At 48.6% G+C, this 18,613-nt stretch carries 19 protein-coding genes; 16 read left to right on the plus strand and 3 right to left on the minus strand.

The genetic code is table 11. The features are described from left to right. Positions 1–177, minus strand: a complete 177-nt coding sequence (locus MUG84_RS03875; protein ID WP_244720334.1) for a hypothetical protein — start codon at positions 175–177, stop codon at positions 1–3. A gap of 223 nt (positions 178–400) precedes the next feature. Next, positions 401–637: a hypothetical protein gene (locus tag MUG84_RS03880; RefSeq protein ID WP_244720337.1), complete on the minus strand. Its 237-nt coding sequence runs from the start codon at positions 635–637 to the stop codon at positions 401–403. 64 nt (positions 638–701) lie between these two features. Between MUG84_RS03880 and MUG84_RS03885 the strand changes: the two genes are divergently transcribed. The 3 genes from MUG84_RS03885 (at position 702) to MUG84_RS03895 (ending at position 3,760) form a co-directional block, all read left to right on the plus strand. Then, positions 702–2,183, plus strand: coding sequence for an NAD(P)/FAD-dependent oxidoreductase (locus MUG84_RS03885; protein WP_244720340.1), 1,482 nt, complete (start codon positions 702–704; stop codon positions 2,181–2,183). A gap of 379 nt (positions 2,184–2,562) precedes the next feature. Beyond that, positions 2,563–2,895, plus strand: coding sequence for a hypothetical protein (locus MUG84_RS03890; RefSeq protein ID WP_244720343.1), 333 nt, complete (start codon positions 2,563–2,565; stop codon positions 2,893–2,895). A 136-nt stretch (positions 2,896–3,031) separates the two neighbouring features. Then, the gene (locus tag MUG84_RS03895) at positions 3,032–3,760 is read left to right on the plus strand and encodes a class I SAM-dependent methyltransferase (RefSeq protein ID WP_244720346.1); all 729 of its coding nucleotides are present in this window, start codon (positions 3,032–3,034) and stop codon (positions 3,758–3,760) included. A 307-nt stretch (positions 3,761–4,067) separates the two neighbouring features. Here MUG84_RS03895 and MUG84_RS03900 read toward each other — a convergent pair whose 3' ends face one another. After that, a complete protein-coding gene (locus MUG84_RS03900; RefSeq protein ID WP_244720350.1) occupies positions 4,068–5,339 on the minus strand; it encodes an MFS transporter in 1,272 nt (423 codons plus the stop codon). A gap of 276 nt (positions 5,340–5,615) precedes the next feature. Between MUG84_RS03900 and MUG84_RS03905 the strand changes: the two genes are divergently transcribed. The 13 genes from MUG84_RS03905 (at position 5,616) to MUG84_RS03965 (ending at position 18,535) form a co-directional block, all read left to right on the plus strand. Next, the gene (locus MUG84_RS03905) at positions 5,616–6,449 is read left to right on the plus strand and encodes a VanW family protein (RefSeq protein WP_244720355.1); all 834 of its coding nucleotides are present in this window, start codon (positions 5,616–5,618) and stop codon (positions 6,447–6,449) included. Positions 6,450–6,706: 257 nt separating this feature from the next. Next, positions 6,707–7,747: a type I glyceraldehyde-3-phosphate dehydrogenase gene (gap, locus tag MUG84_RS03910; RefSeq protein WP_244720359.1), complete on the plus strand. Its 1,041-nt coding sequence runs from the start codon at positions 6,707–6,709 to the stop codon at positions 7,745–7,747. 99 nt (positions 7,748–7,846) lie between these two features. Further along, positions 7,847–10,552, plus strand: a complete 2,706-nt coding sequence (gene ppdK, locus MUG84_RS03915; RefSeq protein ID WP_244720363.1) for a pyruvate, phosphate dikinase — start codon at positions 7,847–7,849, stop codon at positions 10,550–10,552. 197 nt (positions 10,553–10,749) lie between these two features. Continuing rightward, positions 10,750–11,367 (plus strand): helix-turn-helix transcriptional regulator, encoded by a 618-nt coding sequence (locus MUG84_RS03920; RefSeq protein WP_244720366.1) that lies wholly within the window; start codon positions 10,750–10,752, stop codon positions 11,365–11,367. A gap of 18 nt (positions 11,368–11,385) precedes the next feature. Next, positions 11,386–12,189, plus strand: coding sequence for a pyruvate, water dikinase regulatory protein (locus MUG84_RS03925; protein WP_244720369.1), 804 nt, complete (start codon positions 11,386–11,388; stop codon positions 12,187–12,189). A 67-nt stretch (positions 12,190–12,256) separates the two neighbouring features. Continuing rightward, a complete protein-coding gene (glpX, locus tag MUG84_RS03930) occupies positions 12,257–13,231 on the plus strand; it encodes a class II fructose-bisphosphatase (RefSeq protein ID WP_244720393.1) in 975 nt (324 codons plus the stop codon). Between the two features lie 226 nt (positions 13,232–13,457). Continuing rightward, complete coding sequence (locus tag MUG84_RS03935; RefSeq protein ID WP_244720948.1) at positions 13,458–13,904, plus strand: GNAT family N-acetyltransferase; 447 nt, start codon at positions 13,458–13,460, stop codon at positions 13,902–13,904. Between the two features lie 10 nt (positions 13,905–13,914). Further along, the gene (locus tag MUG84_RS03940; protein WP_244720396.1) at positions 13,915–14,460 is read left to right on the plus strand and encodes a putative glycolipid-binding domain-containing protein; all 546 of its coding nucleotides are present in this window, start codon (positions 13,915–13,917) and stop codon (positions 14,458–14,460) included. 106 nt (positions 14,461–14,566) lie between these two features. Next, a complete protein-coding gene (locus MUG84_RS03945) occupies positions 14,567–15,061 on the plus strand; it encodes a hypothetical protein (RefSeq protein WP_244720399.1) in 495 nt (164 codons plus the stop codon). A gap of 106 nt (positions 15,062–15,167) precedes the next feature. Next, entirely contained in the window at positions 15,168–15,659 is a 492-nt protein-coding gene (locus MUG84_RS03950) for an 8-oxo-dGTP diphosphatase (RefSeq protein ID WP_244720402.1), read from the plus strand. Between the two features lie 191 nt (positions 15,660–15,850). Next, entirely contained in the window at positions 15,851–16,426 is a 576-nt protein-coding gene (locus MUG84_RS03955) for a hypothetical protein (protein ID WP_244720406.1), read from the plus strand. Positions 16,427–16,520: 94 nt separating this feature from the next. Next, positions 16,521–17,222: a response regulator transcription factor gene (locus MUG84_RS03960; RefSeq protein ID WP_244720410.1), complete on the plus strand. Its 702-nt coding sequence runs from the start codon at positions 16,521–16,523 to the stop codon at positions 17,220–17,222. Further along, entirely contained in the window at positions 17,222–18,535 is a 1,314-nt protein-coding gene (locus MUG84_RS03965; RefSeq protein ID WP_244720413.1) for a sensor histidine kinase, read from the plus strand. The genes MUG84_RS03960 and MUG84_RS03965 overlap by 1 nt, the downstream gene beginning before the upstream one ends. Positions 18,536–18,613 lie beyond the last annotated feature (78 nt).

The following is an 18,613-nucleotide window of genomic DNA, read 5'->3' on the forward strand; positions in this document are numbered from 1 at the left end:
TTATACGGATGCCGCAGCTGTTGAAGCTGCGGTTTTCCGTTCCTTGAACATGAAATAATAGATAGCCGAGGCGCTGATATAAAGCACGCCAGTCATGCTGCGGAGCTGCAGGGAGGGATCTCGTCCGGATCGGAGAGAGTCACTCCGTGCCAGACACCCGGCTTCAGCTCGTGCCATAGAAGAAATCCTCTAACAGATCCGGATAACGGTCGGGCTATACCAGCTTTTTTCAGCGAATGGCTATATTCGGCAAAGTCCCCATTAATCATTTTTTTTAAAACACTGCATTCAAAAATAGTGTTGCATATTAATTGTATATACAATACACTGTTTATTAATTAAACAGTTTATATAATACACAAAAATAATTCAGCGAAAATGAGGAGGAACTTAGATGAGCTCATTTGCCATTGAAATCACGGGTAAGCATCCCCCAAGCTGCGAACGGGTTTGCGCCGCTGTACGGCAAGATGCATGAAAATGGCGGCAAAAAAAAGAGCTTCATCGTCCTCCGGCCGTTGTATTGGCGGCGGTATCGCAGACGTAACGAATCCGGTTGAGCTGTGCGGTCACGGTGCTGTTGTCCGACGATCCGGTGGGATGTGTCCCAGGATTTTATTTTTTTGAGTTGCATCATTAGCAGAGACCATTCCGATGAAAGTAATCATGATAGGCAGTGACAATACAAGGAGGGATATGACATGACTAATACGAATGCAGCTGCGCAAGAAAAAACAGAACAGGCCATTATTATCGGGGGAGGCATCGGCGGTTTACTGGCTGCCAGGGTGCTGTCCGATTATTACCGGGAAGTGCTGATCGTGGATAAAGACGACTTTCCAGCGAAGCCCGGCAATCGTTCAGGAACTCCGCAAGCGTATCATCCGCACCGGTTAACTCCGCGGGGGAGAATGATTCTGGACCGCCTTTTTCCAGGATTCAACGAGGATTTATTGGCAGAGGGGGCGCCGTCTTCACAGAACAAAACCGTTCACATGACTAACCCGTACGGTACCTTCAATATGCCGAACCAGGAGAATGAAGCTACGTTCAGCAGGGCCTTGCTGGAATGGGTATTTCGCAAGCGGGTGACAAAAATCCCGAATGTGCGGATACGATCCAAACTGGACGTCGTTGGCCTGCACGCCGATCCGGACCGAACCATCGTCACGGGTATTCGCATCGGAGCAAGTGGACAGTCACAGCAGAGTATCTTGAAAGCCGATCTGGTACTGGACGCCAGCGGCCGCTCTTCCAAGCTGACAGCCTGGCTTCAGGATCTTGGTTATAACGTGCCCGAGCCTGACATTCTTAAAGTGTCTCTCCGGTACAGCACATGCCATTATCAGCTTCCTCCTGAACTCGCGGCTAAATGGGATGTTATCCGTGTGGAAGGAAGCCCTGCCAGGAAGGGACACACGGGAGTCTTTTCCATTATCGAAAATCATGTCGCTGAAATGCTGCTTTGGAGCGTAGGCGGACTCGATCTGATCAAAACGAATGAGGAATTTGACCAGGCGGTGCGTCAGCTGGCAGACCCTGTCATTGCGAAAATTCTGCAGGGGCTTGAACCTTTGGCATCGCCGAGGGGCTACCGGATGAATGAGTTGTATCGCCAACACTTTGAGAAAATGAAAGAGTGGCCGTCCGGATTGTTGGTGCTTGGAGATGCGCTGTGCAACTTTGATCCGATTTATGGGCTGGGGATGACGATGGCTGCGGTCGAAGCGGATATGCTGGAGCAATGTCTGCAAGAGCAGCAGAGCCGTCTCGAAACCGGTTTTGAACAGCGGTTGCTGCAAAGACTGCAGGATGTGATAGAGCCTGCCTGGTGGCTCAACTGCGTGGCCGACCTGCAATGGCCAGGCGTGGAGTATGAGGGACAGCCGCTCCAGGGAATCGATTTTGCCCAAAGATATTTTAATTTGTTCCTCCAGCAAGCCACGACGAAACAAAACGTTGAGCACTTTTTATTGCATTGGGGCGTGAATGCATTATTATTCTCGCCGCGTGTCATCCTCAATCAACCCATGGTGAGTTCCATTATTGCAGATGCGTCTGCCGCAGACCGACAATGGTTCAATGATTTCATGCAAAAGGGCGGAAGCTCCTTGGAAGAGCAACTGGATCAAATCCCTTCCTTCTCCCAAGGTTCCTTCGTTCCGTTCCAACCGGAAAGTTAAGAAGTAGGGTGAAGGGGCAGGGCAGGACATGTCCTGGCCGATCAACGTAAGGGCTGGTCGCCCGAAATGACTGTGGGTAAATCGAACATTTGCAATGAATTAGACCCTGTACATGCAGTACGGGGTCTTTTTGCAATGGAAGCCACTGGCTAAACCAGTGGTTATGACTTTCACGGTTATTGTATACATGCCGGAGAATTCTGAGGCAGAGTGCCTATGAATTCTTGCGCAGGGATGCAAAATAGACAGCTCGTACCTGTATATAGAGGCTGCAATATTCTCTAATGGGACTTTTTCATAAATGGTTATCCCTCTATTCCTTCCTACACTTCGAATGAATAGGATAAAGAGATAACTTTGGAAGGAGGAATAGGCATAAATGCAGATCTACTCACCTTCGGTTGAAACGTGCAGACCCCACGTCGGTAGACATGTTTGCGCAGTTCTCCATGACGGTACACGGTTGTACGGTACCATCACTGGTGTTTCCGAAAACGGGCTGGAATTAGACTGTGCCGGCCCACGTGCAAACATCCTTTCGACTAAAGCTGGTAAGGATGGTAAGCAGAAAGCAAAAACATCCGCTTATGGATATGGTTATCGCCCATATGGTTATGGTTATCGCCCATATGGATATGGCTTCGGTGCTTACAATGCTTTAGCATGGACCTCCATTGCCCTACTCTTCTTAATACCGTTCCTCTTTATTTAATGCTAGTACCTCCGCAGTCCCTGCCCACACAGGCAGGGATCTGCCATTTCATTCAACATGATTCCGGGTTTGATTCCAGGACTACCATGACGACGAATAATTTATAGGAAGAGCATTCCGAAGGAGGGGACAAAGCTTGAACTACTTCGATATTCTTGCAGCTCTTGGAGAAGGAGCTGCACATCCAGGAGGTTTTGAAAGTACAATGCAATTATTGCAGGACCATGCCATTCCGAGGGATGCTCATATATTGGAAGTAGGTTGTGGAACGGGAAGGACGGCGTGTTGCATGGCTCAAATGGGATACAGCATGACCGCGGTTGACCTCAATCCGGTCATGATTAATAAAGCGATCAAGCGGGCTGAGCTTCAGAATGTCGCAGTTGACTTTAAAATAGCGGATGCGACGTCTTTATTATTTGATGCTGGACAGTTCGATGTCGTATTTGTTGAGTCTGTAACGCTATTCGTGGAGATTCCGGCAGCGCTTCAGGAATATTATCGTGTGTTAGCCGGTGGAGGACGTCTGTATGACAGGGAAATGGTCCAGAAAAAGTCCCATCCTGAATTGCTCCATATTATGAAGGGGCTTTACGGCAATCTATGCATTCCTTCCATACTGGAGTGGAGGCCTTTAATGGAAGAAGCGGGCTTTGAGAATCTGGAAATATGGAACAGGTTCGAAGATAAAACACCCTTGGCCCTGAAGGATCAACATTTCCACCCGGATCCGCTGCAAATGATAGATATGGACATCCTGTATAATTGTGCCGCCATGGATTTCTTGGAGAGGAACCAGGCTTTTTTCGACCAATTCGGTGACTATTTATCCTACTCGGTTTTTATAGGTGAGAAGAGAGGCTAAGATCGCTGCAGAAGCTAGAAGCTGTACGAGTAGAAGAGGGAACGTGAGGGGAAGGACGGTAACATCGGGATCAGGCTGCCATATTATTTCAGTCAGCTTGGACTAAAGCACTTTGAGTGCAGAGTCAGTGATAAGGTCAATTTTCTGAATCCTGCAGAAGAAATGACCGAGCGTGAGGATATGTATGCAAAATTAAAGGCGGAGGGCATAGGCCAACCGCCGAGCAATAATTATGATGAGAAGGTTCAGTCATTAATCAAACGAGGACTTACATCAGGTACCATAAGCCGCTGATCCATAGTAATTGTTACAAGGATGCCGCAGCTGTTGAAGCTGCGGTTTTCCGTTCCTTGAACATGAAATAATAGATGGCCGAGGCGCTGATATAAAGCACGCCAGTCATGCTGAAGGTAATGGCATAACCCCAATACGTTCCGTAAGTGGTCAGAAGATATGACTGCAGCGGTCCCATCGTGGCCCAGCCGAGCATAAATGCAGTCTGTGTCATGGAGTTCGCGATTCCTCTGCGTGCATCGGACACCCGGTCCACCATGATGGAGGATTGAATCGGGTTCGCAGCATTCATCAAGGCCTGCCGGAACAGGAAGCTGATCGAAGCGACCACAAGTATATTCGTAAAGCCGGTAAGCAGCAGGAACGGCAGCGACATCATTTGGAAGAGCACGACGGCTTTCACGGGCCCTACGCGTCTCGCAAGCGTAGGACCGATCAGCATGGATACGATCGTCATGACCTGGCCGAGCGATATCAATATGCCGACGGCGGTCAAAGATACTGCGAACCGGTTGGTGAAGTACAGGTTCAAGTAAGGAACAACAAGCCCGGAGCCCGTTCCGACGATCAGCTGGGCGAGCGTGAATTTCAGGATGGCTTTCCAGTCATCCTTGGCTTGAACAGGCAAGTTTGCAGGTTCTTCGGGAACCGCAGCCTCGATCAAGTCTTTCTTCTTTATTGTTTTCTTCACGAACAGAAGCGGGATAAATGCCAGTACACTTGCTATGCCGCCGGCAAAAAGTACGGCCTGCAGACTGTTGATTTTGCTCAAGCCTGCCTTTTGCAGCAGATCTGCCAGGAATCCGCCACCGCTACTTCCAAGCACCTGTGCTGCCAGGACCAGGGAGAAATGATAGCTGAACATTTTGAGCCGCTGCTGCTTTGTGGTGTTTTCCGCAAGAAAGGGAACGGCAATGACCTGAAAAAAGGCGGCGAATAGGCCAGCTGCAACCGAGAGCAGAATGAGCCCCGATTCTTGGCTGACAAAGGCTCTTCCCATGAAGCTGAGTCCGGTCAATAGAGCCCCGAGCAGGAGCAGCAGCCGGTGGCTAACGCGGTCGGCGATGAGGCCGATCGGAATGAAGATGAGGGCTGTCGCCAGCGACTGCACACTGACGATCCTTCCGTTCATCGTGTCCTGGTAACCCAAAGCCTGAATGTATATGTTGTATAGTACCGAAAACATGCCTGTTCCGATTTGATACAGTAGGTTGGCAAGAAAAAAGAGCTGGATGTTACGGCCCAGTTGCTTCCATCCTGATGTTACCGCATGCAGTACATGCATTGTGTCAAATCCTCCGTCATTGTCATAGTTTGTCTTTCCATTGTAGCAAGGGGATCTTCTGGAGGGAAGCAAAAAATGGAAGTTGTCTTTCGGGGTGAGACATGAGAAAGACTTTTACTGGCAAGTGAAACAAAATGGTAGCGGTATACGTAACATAAGAAGAATAAACAGGAGAGAGCTGATGTATATTGAACGAAGCATTCAGTAGCTGGGAAATATCATTTGAAGCGTCATGGAAATATTAATTTTCCTTTAAATAGGATAGGTGAATATGACATGCTCAAAAAAATCCTCGTTAAATTACCCTACGCATACACCATGCGGATTCATCAGCTGAGATTGATGCGAAGCCTGCAGAATCAGTTTAAGGCCTTTGCGGTTAGACGTACGGAGGAACCACTCCCATTCACCATGAAACGCCATCAATCCCTGCTCCGAAGAAAGCTGGGTTCATCCGATCCAAGGCTTCAGGAAAATAAAATTGTAAACTTAAATATTGCCATCAACCGGATGAACGGCGTGCTGGTCCAGCCGGGTGAAACATTTTCGTACTGGAAGCTAGTCGGCAAGCCGTCAAAGAGAAAAGGCTACATCGAAGGGCTCCAGCTTTCTCGTGGCGAGGTGAGGACCGGAGTCGGCGGCGGGTTATGCCAGTTGGCCAATTTGCTGTATTGGCTTGCACTCCATTCTCCACTGGAGGTGGTCGAACGCCATCATCACAGCTTCGATCCTTTTCCGGATGATCAGCGTGTCCTGCCTTTTGGCAGCGGAGCGAGCGTATTTTACAACTATGTTGATCTTCGGTTCTATAATCCGAGCACAACTCCGTTTCAATTCAACATTTGGCTAACGGAGGAGCATCTCAAGGGTACGCTTCAATGCGGACAGGAATGGCCTTTAGCGTACCACATCGAGGAAAGAAACCATCAATTTCATGCGAAGGAAGGCAAGAACTTCAGGGAAAATGAAATCTGGCGAAGAGTCGTAGACAAAAGAACAGGGCTGACGGTAAAGGAAGAACTGCTGGTACATAACTACTCCGAGGTAAAATACGACATTCCGGTAGAGAAGCCTCACATTATTGGTATGAATAATAGATTTGGGTTTTGAACATAGGCTGTCTCAGGGTTAAATCCCTGAGGCAGCTTTTTTGTGAGAATCTTCTTCTAGCCACAAGCGGTAGGAAATAAATACAAGGAAACATCATGTTCTTGAATGAATATGACGTGTTATTTATCTGTATACATATCTAATGCAATGATTTTGTTTAGTAAAACACAATAATTTAATATATAGTGCGTATTAAATATTGATAAATCTTTAAATATGACGTAATATATAAGCAAGAAAAGGAGGGTCTGGGATATATGCAGAAAAGAATCGGTATTAGCGGAACCGGAAGAATTGGAAGGTTGGTTATCCGCAGTATGGTTATGTGTGGAGAGGAATCATCGCTCGCTCTTATTAATTCTTCGTGTGCACCAAACCAATTAGCGCATTTGTTGAAGTATGATTCAATCCACGGCCGGTGGGCGGAGGATATTAAGACAGGCGAACGATGCCTGATTATTCGCGGACATCGCATTCCGTTAGTGGATGAGCGCGTTCCGGAACTTTTGCCGTGGCGGGACTACGGCATCGATGTCGTCGTGGATGCCACGGGCAAGTTCAAGAGCCGTCCTGAAGCTTCCAAGCATTTGCAAGCAGGCGCAAAGCGGGTGATCGTGACGGCCCCGGGCAAGGATCTGGATTGTACCATCGTCATGGGAGTAAACGAACATGATTATAACTCAGAGAAACATTCGCTTATATCGATTGGATCCTGTACGACGAATTGTCTGGCCCCGATTCTACATGTTCTTGATCAAGAATTCGGCGTTCATTCTGGATGGATGACTACTGTTCATGCTTATACGAACGACCAGAAGCATTTGGATAATGCCCATTCCGACTGGAGGAGAGCACGCGCATGCGGAAGTTCCATCATTCCGACTTCGACGGGCGTCGGTAAAGCATTAAAGGATATACTCCCGCATTTGGCGGAGCGGGTTCGGGGGCTCTCCTTGCGTGTGCCTGTGCAAAATGTTTCATTGGTTGACTTGACCGCCGAGCTTCATCGCGATGTGACTAAGGCCGATATTGCCAGCGCCTTTAAGAACGCAATCAAGGAACGCATGGAGCCGTATGTGGAATATAACGAGGAACCGCTTGTCTCCAGCGATTACATTGGGAATAGCAAATCTGCCATTATAGACGGGTTATCAATTCAAACGTCGGGACCGCAAGTGAAGCTGCTGGCATGGTATGACAATGAATGGGCGTATGCATGCCGCGTGAAGGATTTTGTTAAGTATATGTTCACTCATTCCGAAAAAGAGAAGCCACAGTGCTTAATCCAATCCGTGTAGTTTTTGAAATCATTGATGTATTGCCTACCAAAAGCGATAAAACGAATGATACGGTCTCAGGGCAAATCAGAGTGCCAAAAACAGGAGGGGAGCTTAAGGATGACGATACGAAGAGTGAATTCGTTCTGGAATGGCGGCAAGGAGGATGTTGAGCTTCTAGGCGGCAAGGGTGCCAACCTTGCAGAAATGACCAAAGCGGGGCTGCCCGTCCCGCTAGGCTTCACGATTACGACGGAGGTGTGCCGGGAGTTTTACCGCACCGGACGCCAGCTTCCGGCAGGCTTAATGGAAGAAGTGTTCCGTGCTTTGGTCGAGCTGGAAAGAGAGCAGGATCGAGGGTTCGGCAACGCAGAGCATCCGCTACTTGTGTCCGTACGTTCTGGTGGGGTGACGTCGATGCCCGGGATGATGGATACGATTCTGAACCTTGGTTTGAATGATGAGACGGTAGAGGGTGTGGCAAAGCTGACGGATAATCGCCGATTTGCCTATGATTGTTACCGCCGATTTGTCCAAATGTACGGTTCAGTCGTTTATAACATCGAAGGGGTTCATTTTGAACGCCTCATTCAGAAGGAGAAGCAGTTCGCTGGCTGCATGGAGGATCAGCAGCTTTCCGTAGAGTCGTTGATTTCGCTTGTAGAGCAATTTAAGAAATTAATCGACGTACGAACCGGTCGATCCTTTCCGCAAGATGTGAAGCGGCAGCTTCAAGGGGCTATCGAAGCGGTATTCTTATCCTGGTCCAGTCCAAGAGCGAAGGTATATCGCAAAGTCCACCACATCCCGGACGATCAAGGGACGGCAGTTAACGTGCAATCCATGGTATTCGGCAACATGGGCGAACGAAGCGGAACCGGCGTTTTGTTCACTCGTAACCCTTCTACGGGCGAACACGTGATGTTTGGCGAATTTCTCATGAATGCGCAAGGGGAGGACGTGGTCGGCGGTACAAGGACGCCGTGTCCGATAGCGGAACTGCAAGAGACGATGCCCGATGCATACAAGGAGCTTTCCATATGCGCAAGACAGCTTGAACTACATTACCGCGACATGCAGGATATCGAGTTTACGATTGAGAACGGGAAGCTGTATCTGCTTCAAACCCGCAATGCAAAGCGCAATGCAAGAGCGGCGCTGAAGGTAGCCGCGGATCTAGCCCGAGAAGGACTTATTTCAAAGGAAGAGGCTTTGATGCGCATAGATGTGCAGCATTTGAATCATCTGCTGCACCGTTCTCTCAATACAGATTCCGGGCATGCCGTCATGACGACCGGGCTTCCAGCTTCGCCGGGTGCGGCCTGCGGTCAGGTCGTATTCGAAGCCGATACGGCAGATGAATGGAAACGGGCAGGTAAGGAAGTCATCCTTGTACGCATGGAGACGACGCCTGAAGATATACACGGCGTCATTGCTGCGGAAGGAATCATTACGCTGCGTGGGGGCATGACCAGCCATGCTGCGGTTGTGGCCCGTGGAATGGGTAAACCTTGCGTTTGCGGCTGTGAATCGATGCGGCTCGATGAAGAGCAGCATCAATTGATAGGGAATGGGATCATGATCCGCGAAGGGGACTGGATCACCATTGACGGCGGCAGCGGGCAAGTCATTCCAGGGCAGTTGGAACTTCGGGAAGCGGACCTATCTCCGGAACTGATAAATATCTTGGATTGGGCCGATGAAGTTCGCTCCATGAAGGTAATTGCTAATGCCGATTCTCCGGTTGATGCACGCAAGGCTAGAGAATTCGGTGCGGAAGGTATCGGATTATGTAGAACGGAGCACATGTTTCTTTCGCCGGCGCGCTTGCCAATTGTTCAGCAAATGATCATGGCCGAAAAGGAAATGGATAGACAGGCGGCACTGAATCGATTGCTGCCAATGCAAAGATCGGACTTCGAGGAGATATTCCGGGAGATGGACGGATGTCCGGTTACGATTCGGCTGCTTGATCCGCCGCTGCACGAATTCCTTCCGAATATCGAGGAGCTAGCAGAGCAGTTAACGGCACTGCGCTCCAAAGAAGGCGAAACAGGGGGCGAACTCCTGGAGCTTGAGCGGATGATTCGCAGGGTCCGTGATCTGCAGGAGTCTAACCCAATGCTCGGACAACGAGGTTGCAGACTGGGCATCATGTTCCCGGAAATCTACGAAATGCAGGTTGAAGCCATATTTCAAGCGGTTCTGCGCTGTATTCGGGATGGCATTGCGGTACTGCCGCAGGTCATGATTCCTCTCGTCGGGCACGTCAATGAGCTGCACTTGCTGCGAAACTTGGTGGATCTGATCGCAGAGCAGGTGCTGGGAGAGGAAAGACGCTATTGTCCCTACAAAGTTGGTACGATGATCGAGGTACCGCGAGCGGCACTTACAGCAGGAGAAATTGCCCGTTCCGCCGACTTCTTCTCCTTCGGTACGAATGACTTGACGCAGATGACATTCGGTTATAGCCGGGATGATGCTGAAGGCAAATTTCTGGCACATTACGTCGAGAATAAGCTGCTGCCTCACAATCCGTTTCAAGTTTTGGATACAGAAGGGGTCGGCAAGCTGATCGAAATGGCGGTTGCACAAGGGAGAGCTCGGAATCCATTGCTTACTACCAGCATTTGCGGGGAACATGGGGGCGATTATGAATCGATCATGTTCTGCCAACGAATCGGACTGGACTATATCAGCTGTTCGCCGTATCGTTTGCCCGTAAGCCGGATTGCGGCAGCGCAGGTTCATATCCGTATGCAAGCGGAGCTAATGCTCCAAGAGGAGGATATTCAAACAAATGAAGCCGAAGAAAAGGCGGTTTGACTCGTGAATTCATATTCGATATAAATAGGGCGGGTGGAATCTTCAAGCTCTTGCATGAATGGTAGCTACGAACATTCCGCCCGGAATGCTATAATTTTGTCATATCGGATACTGAAGCTGCCGAGCAATAATATTGATGAAGCAAGCTATGCAGGCAGAAGCGGGAGGGTTGCGCTATCGAACTAACAGCAAGACAAATGGAGATTATCAAAATCGTAAAAAAACATGCGCCCATTACGGGAGAACAAATCGCGGAAATGCTAACGGTGAGCCGTCCAACCATACGTTCGGATCTGTCCTTGCTTGTCATGCTGGACTATATTGCGGCGAAGCCCAAGGTAGGCTATTTTCTCGGGGAGAAGGCGGAAAAGAAGGAGCATGGTTCGTACGTCCTGCGTGAAATGAAGGTCGGGCAGGTGCAAGGCATGCCTATCGTCGTGGATGTCAAGACGACGGTGCAGGATGCGGTTGTAACGTTGTTCCTGGAGAATATCGGCAGTCTTATTGTTACAGATGAAGCAGGTAAGCTTGCGGGAGTCATTTCGCGTAAGGATTTGCTTAAAGTGACGTTAGGGAACCCGAATGCTTCGGCTATTCCTGTCAGCATGGTGATGACCAGACAACCGAATATCGTAACCATTACTCCAGAGGAATCCGTGTTGGAGGCGGCGCGGAAGATGATCCATCATCAGGTAGACAGCCTGCCGGTAGTGTCTTGCCCGGATCATTCGTCTGACCAGGAGCTTAATGTCGTTGGTCGGATCACGAAGACAACAATCATCAAGCTGCTGCTCGATAAAATGGGACAGGAATAACCAGGAGGACTAATGCGTATGGGGAAAACGTCATATACGATTACGGTGTGTTCGGACTCCGTAGGGGAGACAGCGGAAGCAGTGGTCCGTGCGGCCATCCGGCAATTTGAAGCACCGCAGGTTAAGATAAAGCGGCACATGAATGTGCGAAATGAAGAGGAGCTTCGTCAGGTAATGGAAGAAGCCGCCGAGTCTGGGGGTTTTGTCGCATACACGCTCGTGCAGCCTGAATTACGAGCGGCCATTAAGGAGCAAGCCATTCACTTGAATGTGCGAATAGTAGATGTAATGGGACCGATGATTCAGGCTTTTGTTGATACGTTCGCGGATGAGCCGAAGCGTTTGCCAGGCCTTCTTCATCGCCTGGATGCGGATTATTTTCAGCGCGTCGAAGCTGTGGAGTTCGCGGTAAAATGCGACGATGGCAAGGATTTGAATGCGATTTTGAAGGCGGATATCGTATTACTTGGCGTGTCCCGCACATCCAAGACGCCACTCAGCGTTTTTTTGGCTCATAAGGGTAAGAAGGTGGTCAACTATCCGGTTGTGCCTGAGATTCAGCCGCCGGAGCATCTATATGGCATTTCCCCAGGCAAAATCATCGGTCTGACGATGAATGCCGAACATCTATTAAAAATTCGTTCGGAAAGATTGAAGGCGATGGGACTACCCTTGTTAGCAAGGTATGCTTCTTTGGATCGCATTGTCGAGGAATTAGAATATGCCCGCACGTTGTTCGATCGTTTAGGCTGCCCGGTCATTGATGTCACAGACAAGGCAATCGAAGAAACGGCCGGCATCGTGATGGATCTTATACCTTAAATAATTCGGTTCGAATAATTATTGTTTGAATCACTAAATAGAAAAGGAAAAGGGAGGGGAGCTGGATATGGATCGTCAGCTTGCTCTGGAAATTGCGCGTGTTACGGAGGCGGGAGCCTTGGCTTCGGCCTCTTGGATAGGCAGAGGTGACAAGAACGGTGCAGATTATGCAGCTACCTCTGCCATACGGGAAATGTTTGATTCGGTTCCGATCAATGGAACGGTGGTCATCGGTGAAGGTGAAATGGATGAGGCGCCCATGTTATACATCGGAGAGAAGGTTGGGAGCCTGATTGGACCGGAAGTGGATGTAGCCGTTGATCCGCTGGAAGGAACGGAAGTTGTCGCAAACGGATTAAACAACGGCATGTCGGTTATAGCCATAGCGGAGAAAGGGAACTTATTGCACGCTCCGGATATGTATATGCAGAAGATGGCCGTTGGCCCGGCACTCGCCGGCCACCTCAACCTTGATGATCCGATTGAACTGACGCTGAAGAAGGCGGCACATAGACTCGGCAAGTCCGTGCAGGATCTAACTGTCATGATTCTTAAGCGTGATCGCCATAGCGAACAGATACAAACGTTAAGAAGCAGCGGAGTTCGGATTAAGCTGCTGGATCATGGCGACGTAGCCGGCGCCATTGTCACCGCTATCCCTGAATGCGGTGTCGATCTATATGTAGGTTCCGGCGGCGCTCCGGAAGGAGTGCTTGCAGCGGCGGCATTACGCTGTTTAGGAGGAGAGATGCAAGGCCGCTTGATGGTGCAGAATCATGCTCAATATGTTCGTTGCACGAAAATGGGAATCCAGAATCCGGAGAGACTGCTAAGCATGCCGGAGCTTGTTGGCAACAGTGATATCATTTTTGCGGCGACGGGCATCACGAACAGCGACTTGCTCAATGGAGTTCGGCATCTGCCTGGTAACCGTGTCGAGACCCATTCAGTCATCATGCGCGCCAACACCGGAACCGTGCGATATATCCGCAGCGTGCACAACATCCCCGCAAAATTGAAATACGCGGCCGGAATGAATTAAAGCCCGCAGTTTACAAAATTTAAACAAAACTCATGTTTGAGTTCGCGTGATGCTGGATCGATTGCTGCGCATCCTACGCGAATCATCATGAGTTTTTTGTGTTTGGGTGCAAAAATCCGTGGAAGCAAGCTGCAGCTCGAATCTCTCTTTTGCTTTTGAGGATGAAGCCGCGTTCCTGTAAAATAGTGTATATGCCCAATACATAATGAAGGGATGATCGCACATGATTGACGTCTATCGAGCCACTGCCAATGATCTGGATGATATCGCCGTATTGTTTAACGATTACCGGATATTTTACATGCAGGAGTCTGATCTGGAAGGAGCCAGAAGCTTTTTGACGGAACGGTTTACCAAAAAGGAATCGGTGCTGTTTGTAGCAAGAGAAAGGGACACCAACCAGGCAGTTGGCTTTACGCAGCTGTATCCGTCTTTCTCCTCGGTCTCTATGCAGCGGCTGTTTATATTAAATGATCTGTTCGTGGCACAGGAATTCCGCCAGCAGGGTACGGCCCGGAGGCTTCTCGAGGCTGCACGAGATTATGCTTCTGGTCTAAAGGTCAAGGGACTCGAGCTGTCCACCGCCAAAGACAATTTCACAGCTCAGCGTTTGTATGAACAGTTTGGTTTTGAAAAAGATCTGGAGTTTGTGCATTATTTTCTACGCTTATAGGAGAGATCAGATGGAACATACGTTAATATGGAAACGCCTTGACAGTACGGGAATGGAGTATTGCACCCATACGCTGGGAGAGCGGATAGGAATCATAGGCAAAGTGATACGTTCGCTGCCGGACGAAACCTCCTTTGTGGATTACAGCGTCACATGCGACGAGCAGGGAAATACCGAAATTGTAACGATCGAATACTTGCAGCAAAATAAAAAACAATCCATGCGGCTTGAGAAGGATTCGTATCATCGCTGGAAGCGTGATGGGATACATCTACCGGAGTTGGATGGGTTCAAAGACATCGACATCGGCGCGACCCCTTCCACGAACTGGCTCCCAATCCGAAGATTACAGCTTCAGAACGGAGAATCGGCGGAATTGACGGCAGCCTGGGTCCGTTTTCCCGAATTTGATGTACTGCCGCTTAAGCAGACCTATACCCGACTTGGCGAACATGAATATGAATACCGTTCCGTCAGCGGGTATACTGCCCGGTTATCGACGGATGCTGAGGGCATTGTGCGGGAATATGAAGGCGAATGGACAGAGGGGAAGTAAAGGATAAAAAAAGGCTGGTAAGAATGAGTAAGAGGCGGTATGATATTGGAAATGAAATCCTCATATATCCAATTAAAATACTGTGAATTAATGGAGAAGCCTTGTTATGAACAAAAAAAAGCTTATTATACCGTTCATACTGCTTATCGTTTTACTGATACCTTTTGGCATGAGCTATTTCTCTTTTCAATCCCAGCAGATCAGCAACCAGGGGGAGAAGGAATTTACTACGCGACTGGAAAAGGCCATTTCCCAAGGATCTGCATTCAAATTATCCGAGATAACCCCATTCGATTGGGACAGGGTTTATGTGTTCAAGCCGTATACCACGAAAAGCGACATGGAGAAGATCACTGCAGTGTCGTGGAACACAAGACATACCTATGTTGGATACCTGCTTGACCGGACCTTTCTGGGGGAGTATCCACTGGATGATGATTCCCTGAATAAGCTTGTGTTCATGAAAGACGGGAAGGTCGTACTTGATGTGACTTTTAACCGTGCGACAGCCGATTTTACGGGAATGAAGGAAACATGGTATGACAAAGACATTTGGCTGGGTTCCGAAGAGGGGAATCATGTTGTCATCTTCAGACCTTGAGCGCGAAATGGGGTCGGGAAAAGCTCTCTTGGCGAGTATATTCGCGGAAAATCAAATATGATTTATAATTGAATGGTCAGTAAAGTACAACCGAGGAGTGAATCAAATGACACAGACAGCATCAGCACCGGCCATAGAAGTTGCGTTATATACCATGTGTCTCGTCCAGGATGGGGACAAGGTGCTGCTCCTGAACAGGCCTAGCAAGCGCGGCTTTCCCGGTTATATCGGACCAGGAGGCAAAGTGGATTTTCCGGAAAGCTTAACCGAAGGCGCCATCCGTGAAGTGCGTGAAGAGACAGGCTTAATCGTTAAGGACTTAATCTATAAAGGGCTGGATGAATTCGTGGATTCGTCCGCGAACTACAGATATATGGTATTCAATTATCTGGCGACTTCGTTTGAAGGAGAACTGCTGGAGAATCCGCCAGAAGGAGAGCTGCTGTGGGTTCCGATCAGCGAAGCTACTTCGCTTCCGATGCAGGATTGGTTCAAACGCCGTTTTCCTCTCTTTTTTGAAGATGGGACCTTCGAAATCCATGAAGCGTATGATATGGAGAGCAAAATAACGCTTAAGGAAAGTGTGAAGAAGCTTTAGCCCTCTATAATAAGGCCAACTAACCGTGCTGGATTATATTTTCTGATTATTATGCGGTCTGTCTTCTGTGAAAGTTCGTCAATATACGTTTTTCTTATTGTTTTCATATACTTTTCACACGACTTTACGATTTCTCTCACATGATTGGTCTGTAGTATTAAGACATACCCAATCGAGAGGAGTTTTACGAAATGAACAAAACATGGTCCAAAAAATTGATGATTTCTGGTCTCACATCCGTACTTTTGCTTGCCAGCGCAGGAACAGCTGTCTTTGCCGATTCCGCCAAGCCTACCACTTCCGCTGCCAAAACACCTGCAAAAGTTGAACAGAAGGTTGAGAAAAATGCCGTCAAAGCACCAGTAAAGGCTGAAAAGAAAGCCGTTCAAACATCGGCAGCTGCCAAAACAACGGCAAATACCAAAACTACTGCAAAAGCCAAAACAACTGCAAATTCCCAAACAACCGCTAAAGCCAAAAAGACATCTGCTCCAGCCAAAGCCGTTAAAACAACAAAATCAACAAAACCTGTGAAAACAACAAAAGCAGCAAAGACAACAAAATCGGCAAAACCTGCGAAACATGAAAAAGTAACCAAAAAGGCAGTGAATGCCAAACACTCCAAACATAAAGTCAAAAAACATCATGTAAAAAAACATCATGTGAAAACACATCACGTGAAAGCAACCCATGTGAAAACACATAAAACGACTGCTAAAAAAGCAGCTCAAAAACCGGCTCAACCAGTGGTGAAAAAGAATAAATAAGTTGTGAAAAATGAGAAAGGCGGGGAGACATTAGGTCTTCTCGTCTTTTTGCTTCGCGAAGGGTAAAATAAAGAAAAAAACGGGAGGGATGGAGATGGCCCATATTTTTGTCGTGGATGACGATTCCAATATACTGGAGCTCATTACGGAATACTTGCGTAAGGACGGATTTACCGTTTCGGCCTTCTCCGACGGCAGCAATCTGGTGGAGAATGTTCGAGCTGAGAAACCAGACTGTCTAATCCTAGATATTATGATGCCCGGCGTAAACGGACTTACCCTGCTGACATCCATCCGGACGTTTACGGAAATGCCCATTATCATGATTTCGGCGCGTGGTGAGGAGATGGACCGGATCATTGGCCTGGAGCTGGGCTGTAATGATTTTTTGCGTAAACCGTTTCATCCAAGAGAGCTGATCGGACGGGTCAAGGGAATGCTGCGGCTTGTGCAGATGTACCGCTCGTCAGAAGGAGAAGGCCAGGAAGCAGGCAAAGGTGTAAGCATCGGCAATATGACGCTGAATGAGGAATTCAGACTGGTACAGGTTGAAGGCCGGGAGGTGTCGTTCACTTCTCGTGAGTACGAACTGCTTGTGTTTCTGGCTAAACATCTGGAGCGGCCTTTCAGCAGGGAACAGCTCATCCAGCAAGTATGGAAATATGATTTTATGGGGGAACCGCGGGTAGTGGATGATCTGGTGAAAAGGCTGCGCAAAAAGCTGAGTGATGCGGGCGCCGGGCTGCATATCGAAACCTTGTGGGGCTTTGGCTACAAAGTGACGGTGAAGGGCTGATGCACACCATCCGGGGCAGAATTTTTACATCCCTAATCATCGTAATGATTTTCTCAGTACTTACCACCGTCTTTCTTTTCAGCCGTCTTATTGACGGGATGCTGATGGATCAGGCGAAAAATCAGCTGCGGCTGCAAATGACCAAAGCCATCGATATTATCGAAGGAGGCAATGTAGGGGATTTGAGCACGGAGGATCTGGAACTACGGTTTCGGGACCGGATGTTCTATGCGGATTTTTTTGTCGTTGACTCTTCGGATAAAATCATCGCTGCCGGTGATGACGCTATGGAAGGTAAGACCTTACAAGTTTCGATGAGCCCAAAGGATCATTTTTTTACTTTAAATGGTCAAAAGATGATGTATACCCATCAAAAGCTGGATAAAGGCCTTCGGATTATTGTATATACGCCTATGGATATTTTGAAGGAGATTTCGGGCCGCGTCCTTCGCGTGTCTCTCATTTCCATCATTATCAGCTTCTGTGTCATTTTTGTCGTAGGGCTTTGGTTCGTCTGGAAGACGACCCGCCCGCTGCAACAGCTGAAGGAAGCGGTGAGCAGGTTCAATCCCAGCTACCGGAGCAAGGGGTTACCGGAAGGGGACACCTCGGAAATCGGCCAGTTGATCAATACCTTTTCCAGCATGTCCGGACGTATTCAGAAGCAGCATCAGCAGCAAATTGAATTTCTGCAGAACGTGTCCCATGAGCTGCGGACTCCACTGATGTCCATCCAAGGATATGCCTCAGCTGTTAAGGATCAGGTCGTGTCGGTAGAACATGGACTAAACGTTGTAACGGTGGAGTCGGAGCGGTTGATCCAGATGGTTGACCGGCTGCTGCAGCTGACACGGATGGAAACGGTTCAAGAGGAATGGAAGCTAACGGAAGTGGATTTGCAGGAGATGATGGAGTATGTTTATCAGCTGATGGCACCGGCCGTGGCAGAGCGGAATATCCAGATTTCCTTGGACGCCGTTTCACTGGAAATGGCTGTGCCTGCCGAGCAAATCTTCCAGGTCGCGATGAATTTTATGCAAAATGCCATGCGGTATGCTTCACATGAAGTCAGGCTCACGCTGGAGGAGGTTCCGGACGGATTCTGCATCAGAGTTGATGACGACGGGCCCGGGGTACCTATACAGGAGAGAGACTCCGTATTTGACAGGTATTATACCGGACAGGCGGGCATAACGGGCATAGGGCTTGCGATTTGCAAACAGATTGCGGATCGGCTGGGAGCCGTGATTACCTGTACGGAATCAGTTATGGGCGGAGCTAGATTCAGTTTTGAATACAAGAAAACCTTATAAAGCCATGCCTCTAAATGACAGGAATATGATCTCTTGATTTTTATGCCGGAGATCACTATAGTCAAACATAATACATTG

The sequence above is a fragment of the Paenibacillus mangrovi genome (assembly GCF_022898935.1).
GTDB lineage: Bacteria > Bacillota > Bacilli > Paenibacillales > Paenibacillaceae > Paenibacillus_AQ > Paenibacillus_AQ mangrovi.

Coding starts and splice junctions, on each gene's coding strand:
- MUG84_RS03875 (WP_244720334.1), bottom strand. CDS start 177: ATGGCACGAGCTGAAGCCGGGTGTCTGGCACGGAGTGACTCTCTCCGA.
- MUG84_RS03880 (WP_244720337.1), bottom strand. CDS start 637: ATGATGCAACTCAAAAAAATAAAATCCTGGGACACATCCCACCGGATC.
- MUG84_RS03885 (WP_244720340.1), top strand. CDS start 702: ATGACTAATACGAATGCAGCTGCGCAAGAAAAAACAGAACAGGCCATT.
- MUG84_RS03890 (WP_244720343.1), top strand. CDS start 2,563: ATGCAGATCTACTCACCTTCGGTTGAAACGTGCAGACCCCACGTCGGT.
- MUG84_RS03900 (WP_244720350.1), bottom strand. CDS start 5,339: ATGCATGTACTGCATGCGGTAACATCAGGATGGAAGCAACTGGGCCGT.
- MUG84_RS03905 (WP_244720355.1), top strand. CDS start 5,616: ATGCTCAAAAAAATCCTCGTTAAATTACCCTACGCATACACCATGCGG.
- gap (WP_244720359.1), top strand. CDS start 6,707: ATGCAGAAAAGAATCGGTATTAGCGGAACCGGAAGAATTGGAAGGTTG.
- ppdK (WP_244720363.1), top strand. CDS start 7,847: ATGACGATACGAAGAGTGAATTCGTTCTGGAATGGCGGCAAGGAGGAT.
- MUG84_RS03920 (WP_244720366.1), top strand. CDS start 10,750: ATGGAGATTATCAAAATCGTAAAAAAACATGCGCCCATTACGGGAGAA.
- MUG84_RS03925 (WP_244720369.1), top strand. CDS start 11,386: ATGGGGAAAACGTCATATACGATTACGGTGTGTTCGGACTCCGTAGGG.
- glpX (WP_244720393.1), top strand. CDS start 12,257: ATGGATCGTCAGCTTGCTCTGGAAATTGCGCGTGTTACGGAGGCGGGA.
- MUG84_RS03940 (WP_244720396.1), top strand. CDS start 13,915: ATGGAACATACGTTAATATGGAAACGCCTTGACAGTACGGGAATGGAG.
- MUG84_RS03945 (WP_244720399.1), top strand. CDS start 14,567: ATGAACAAAAAAAAGCTTATTATACCGTTCATACTGCTTATCGTTTTA.
- MUG84_RS03950 (WP_244720402.1), top strand. CDS start 15,168: ATGACACAGACAGCATCAGCACCGGCCATAGAAGTTGCGTTATATACC.
- MUG84_RS03955 (WP_244720406.1), top strand. CDS start 15,851: ATGAACAAAACATGGTCCAAAAAATTGATGATTTCTGGTCTCACATCC.
- MUG84_RS03960 (WP_244720410.1), top strand. CDS start 16,521: ATGGCCCATATTTTTGTCGTGGATGACGATTCCAATATACTGGAGCTC.
- MUG84_RS03965 (WP_244720413.1), top strand. CDS start 17,222: ATGCACACCATCCGGGGCAGAATTTTTACATCCCTAATCATCGTAATG.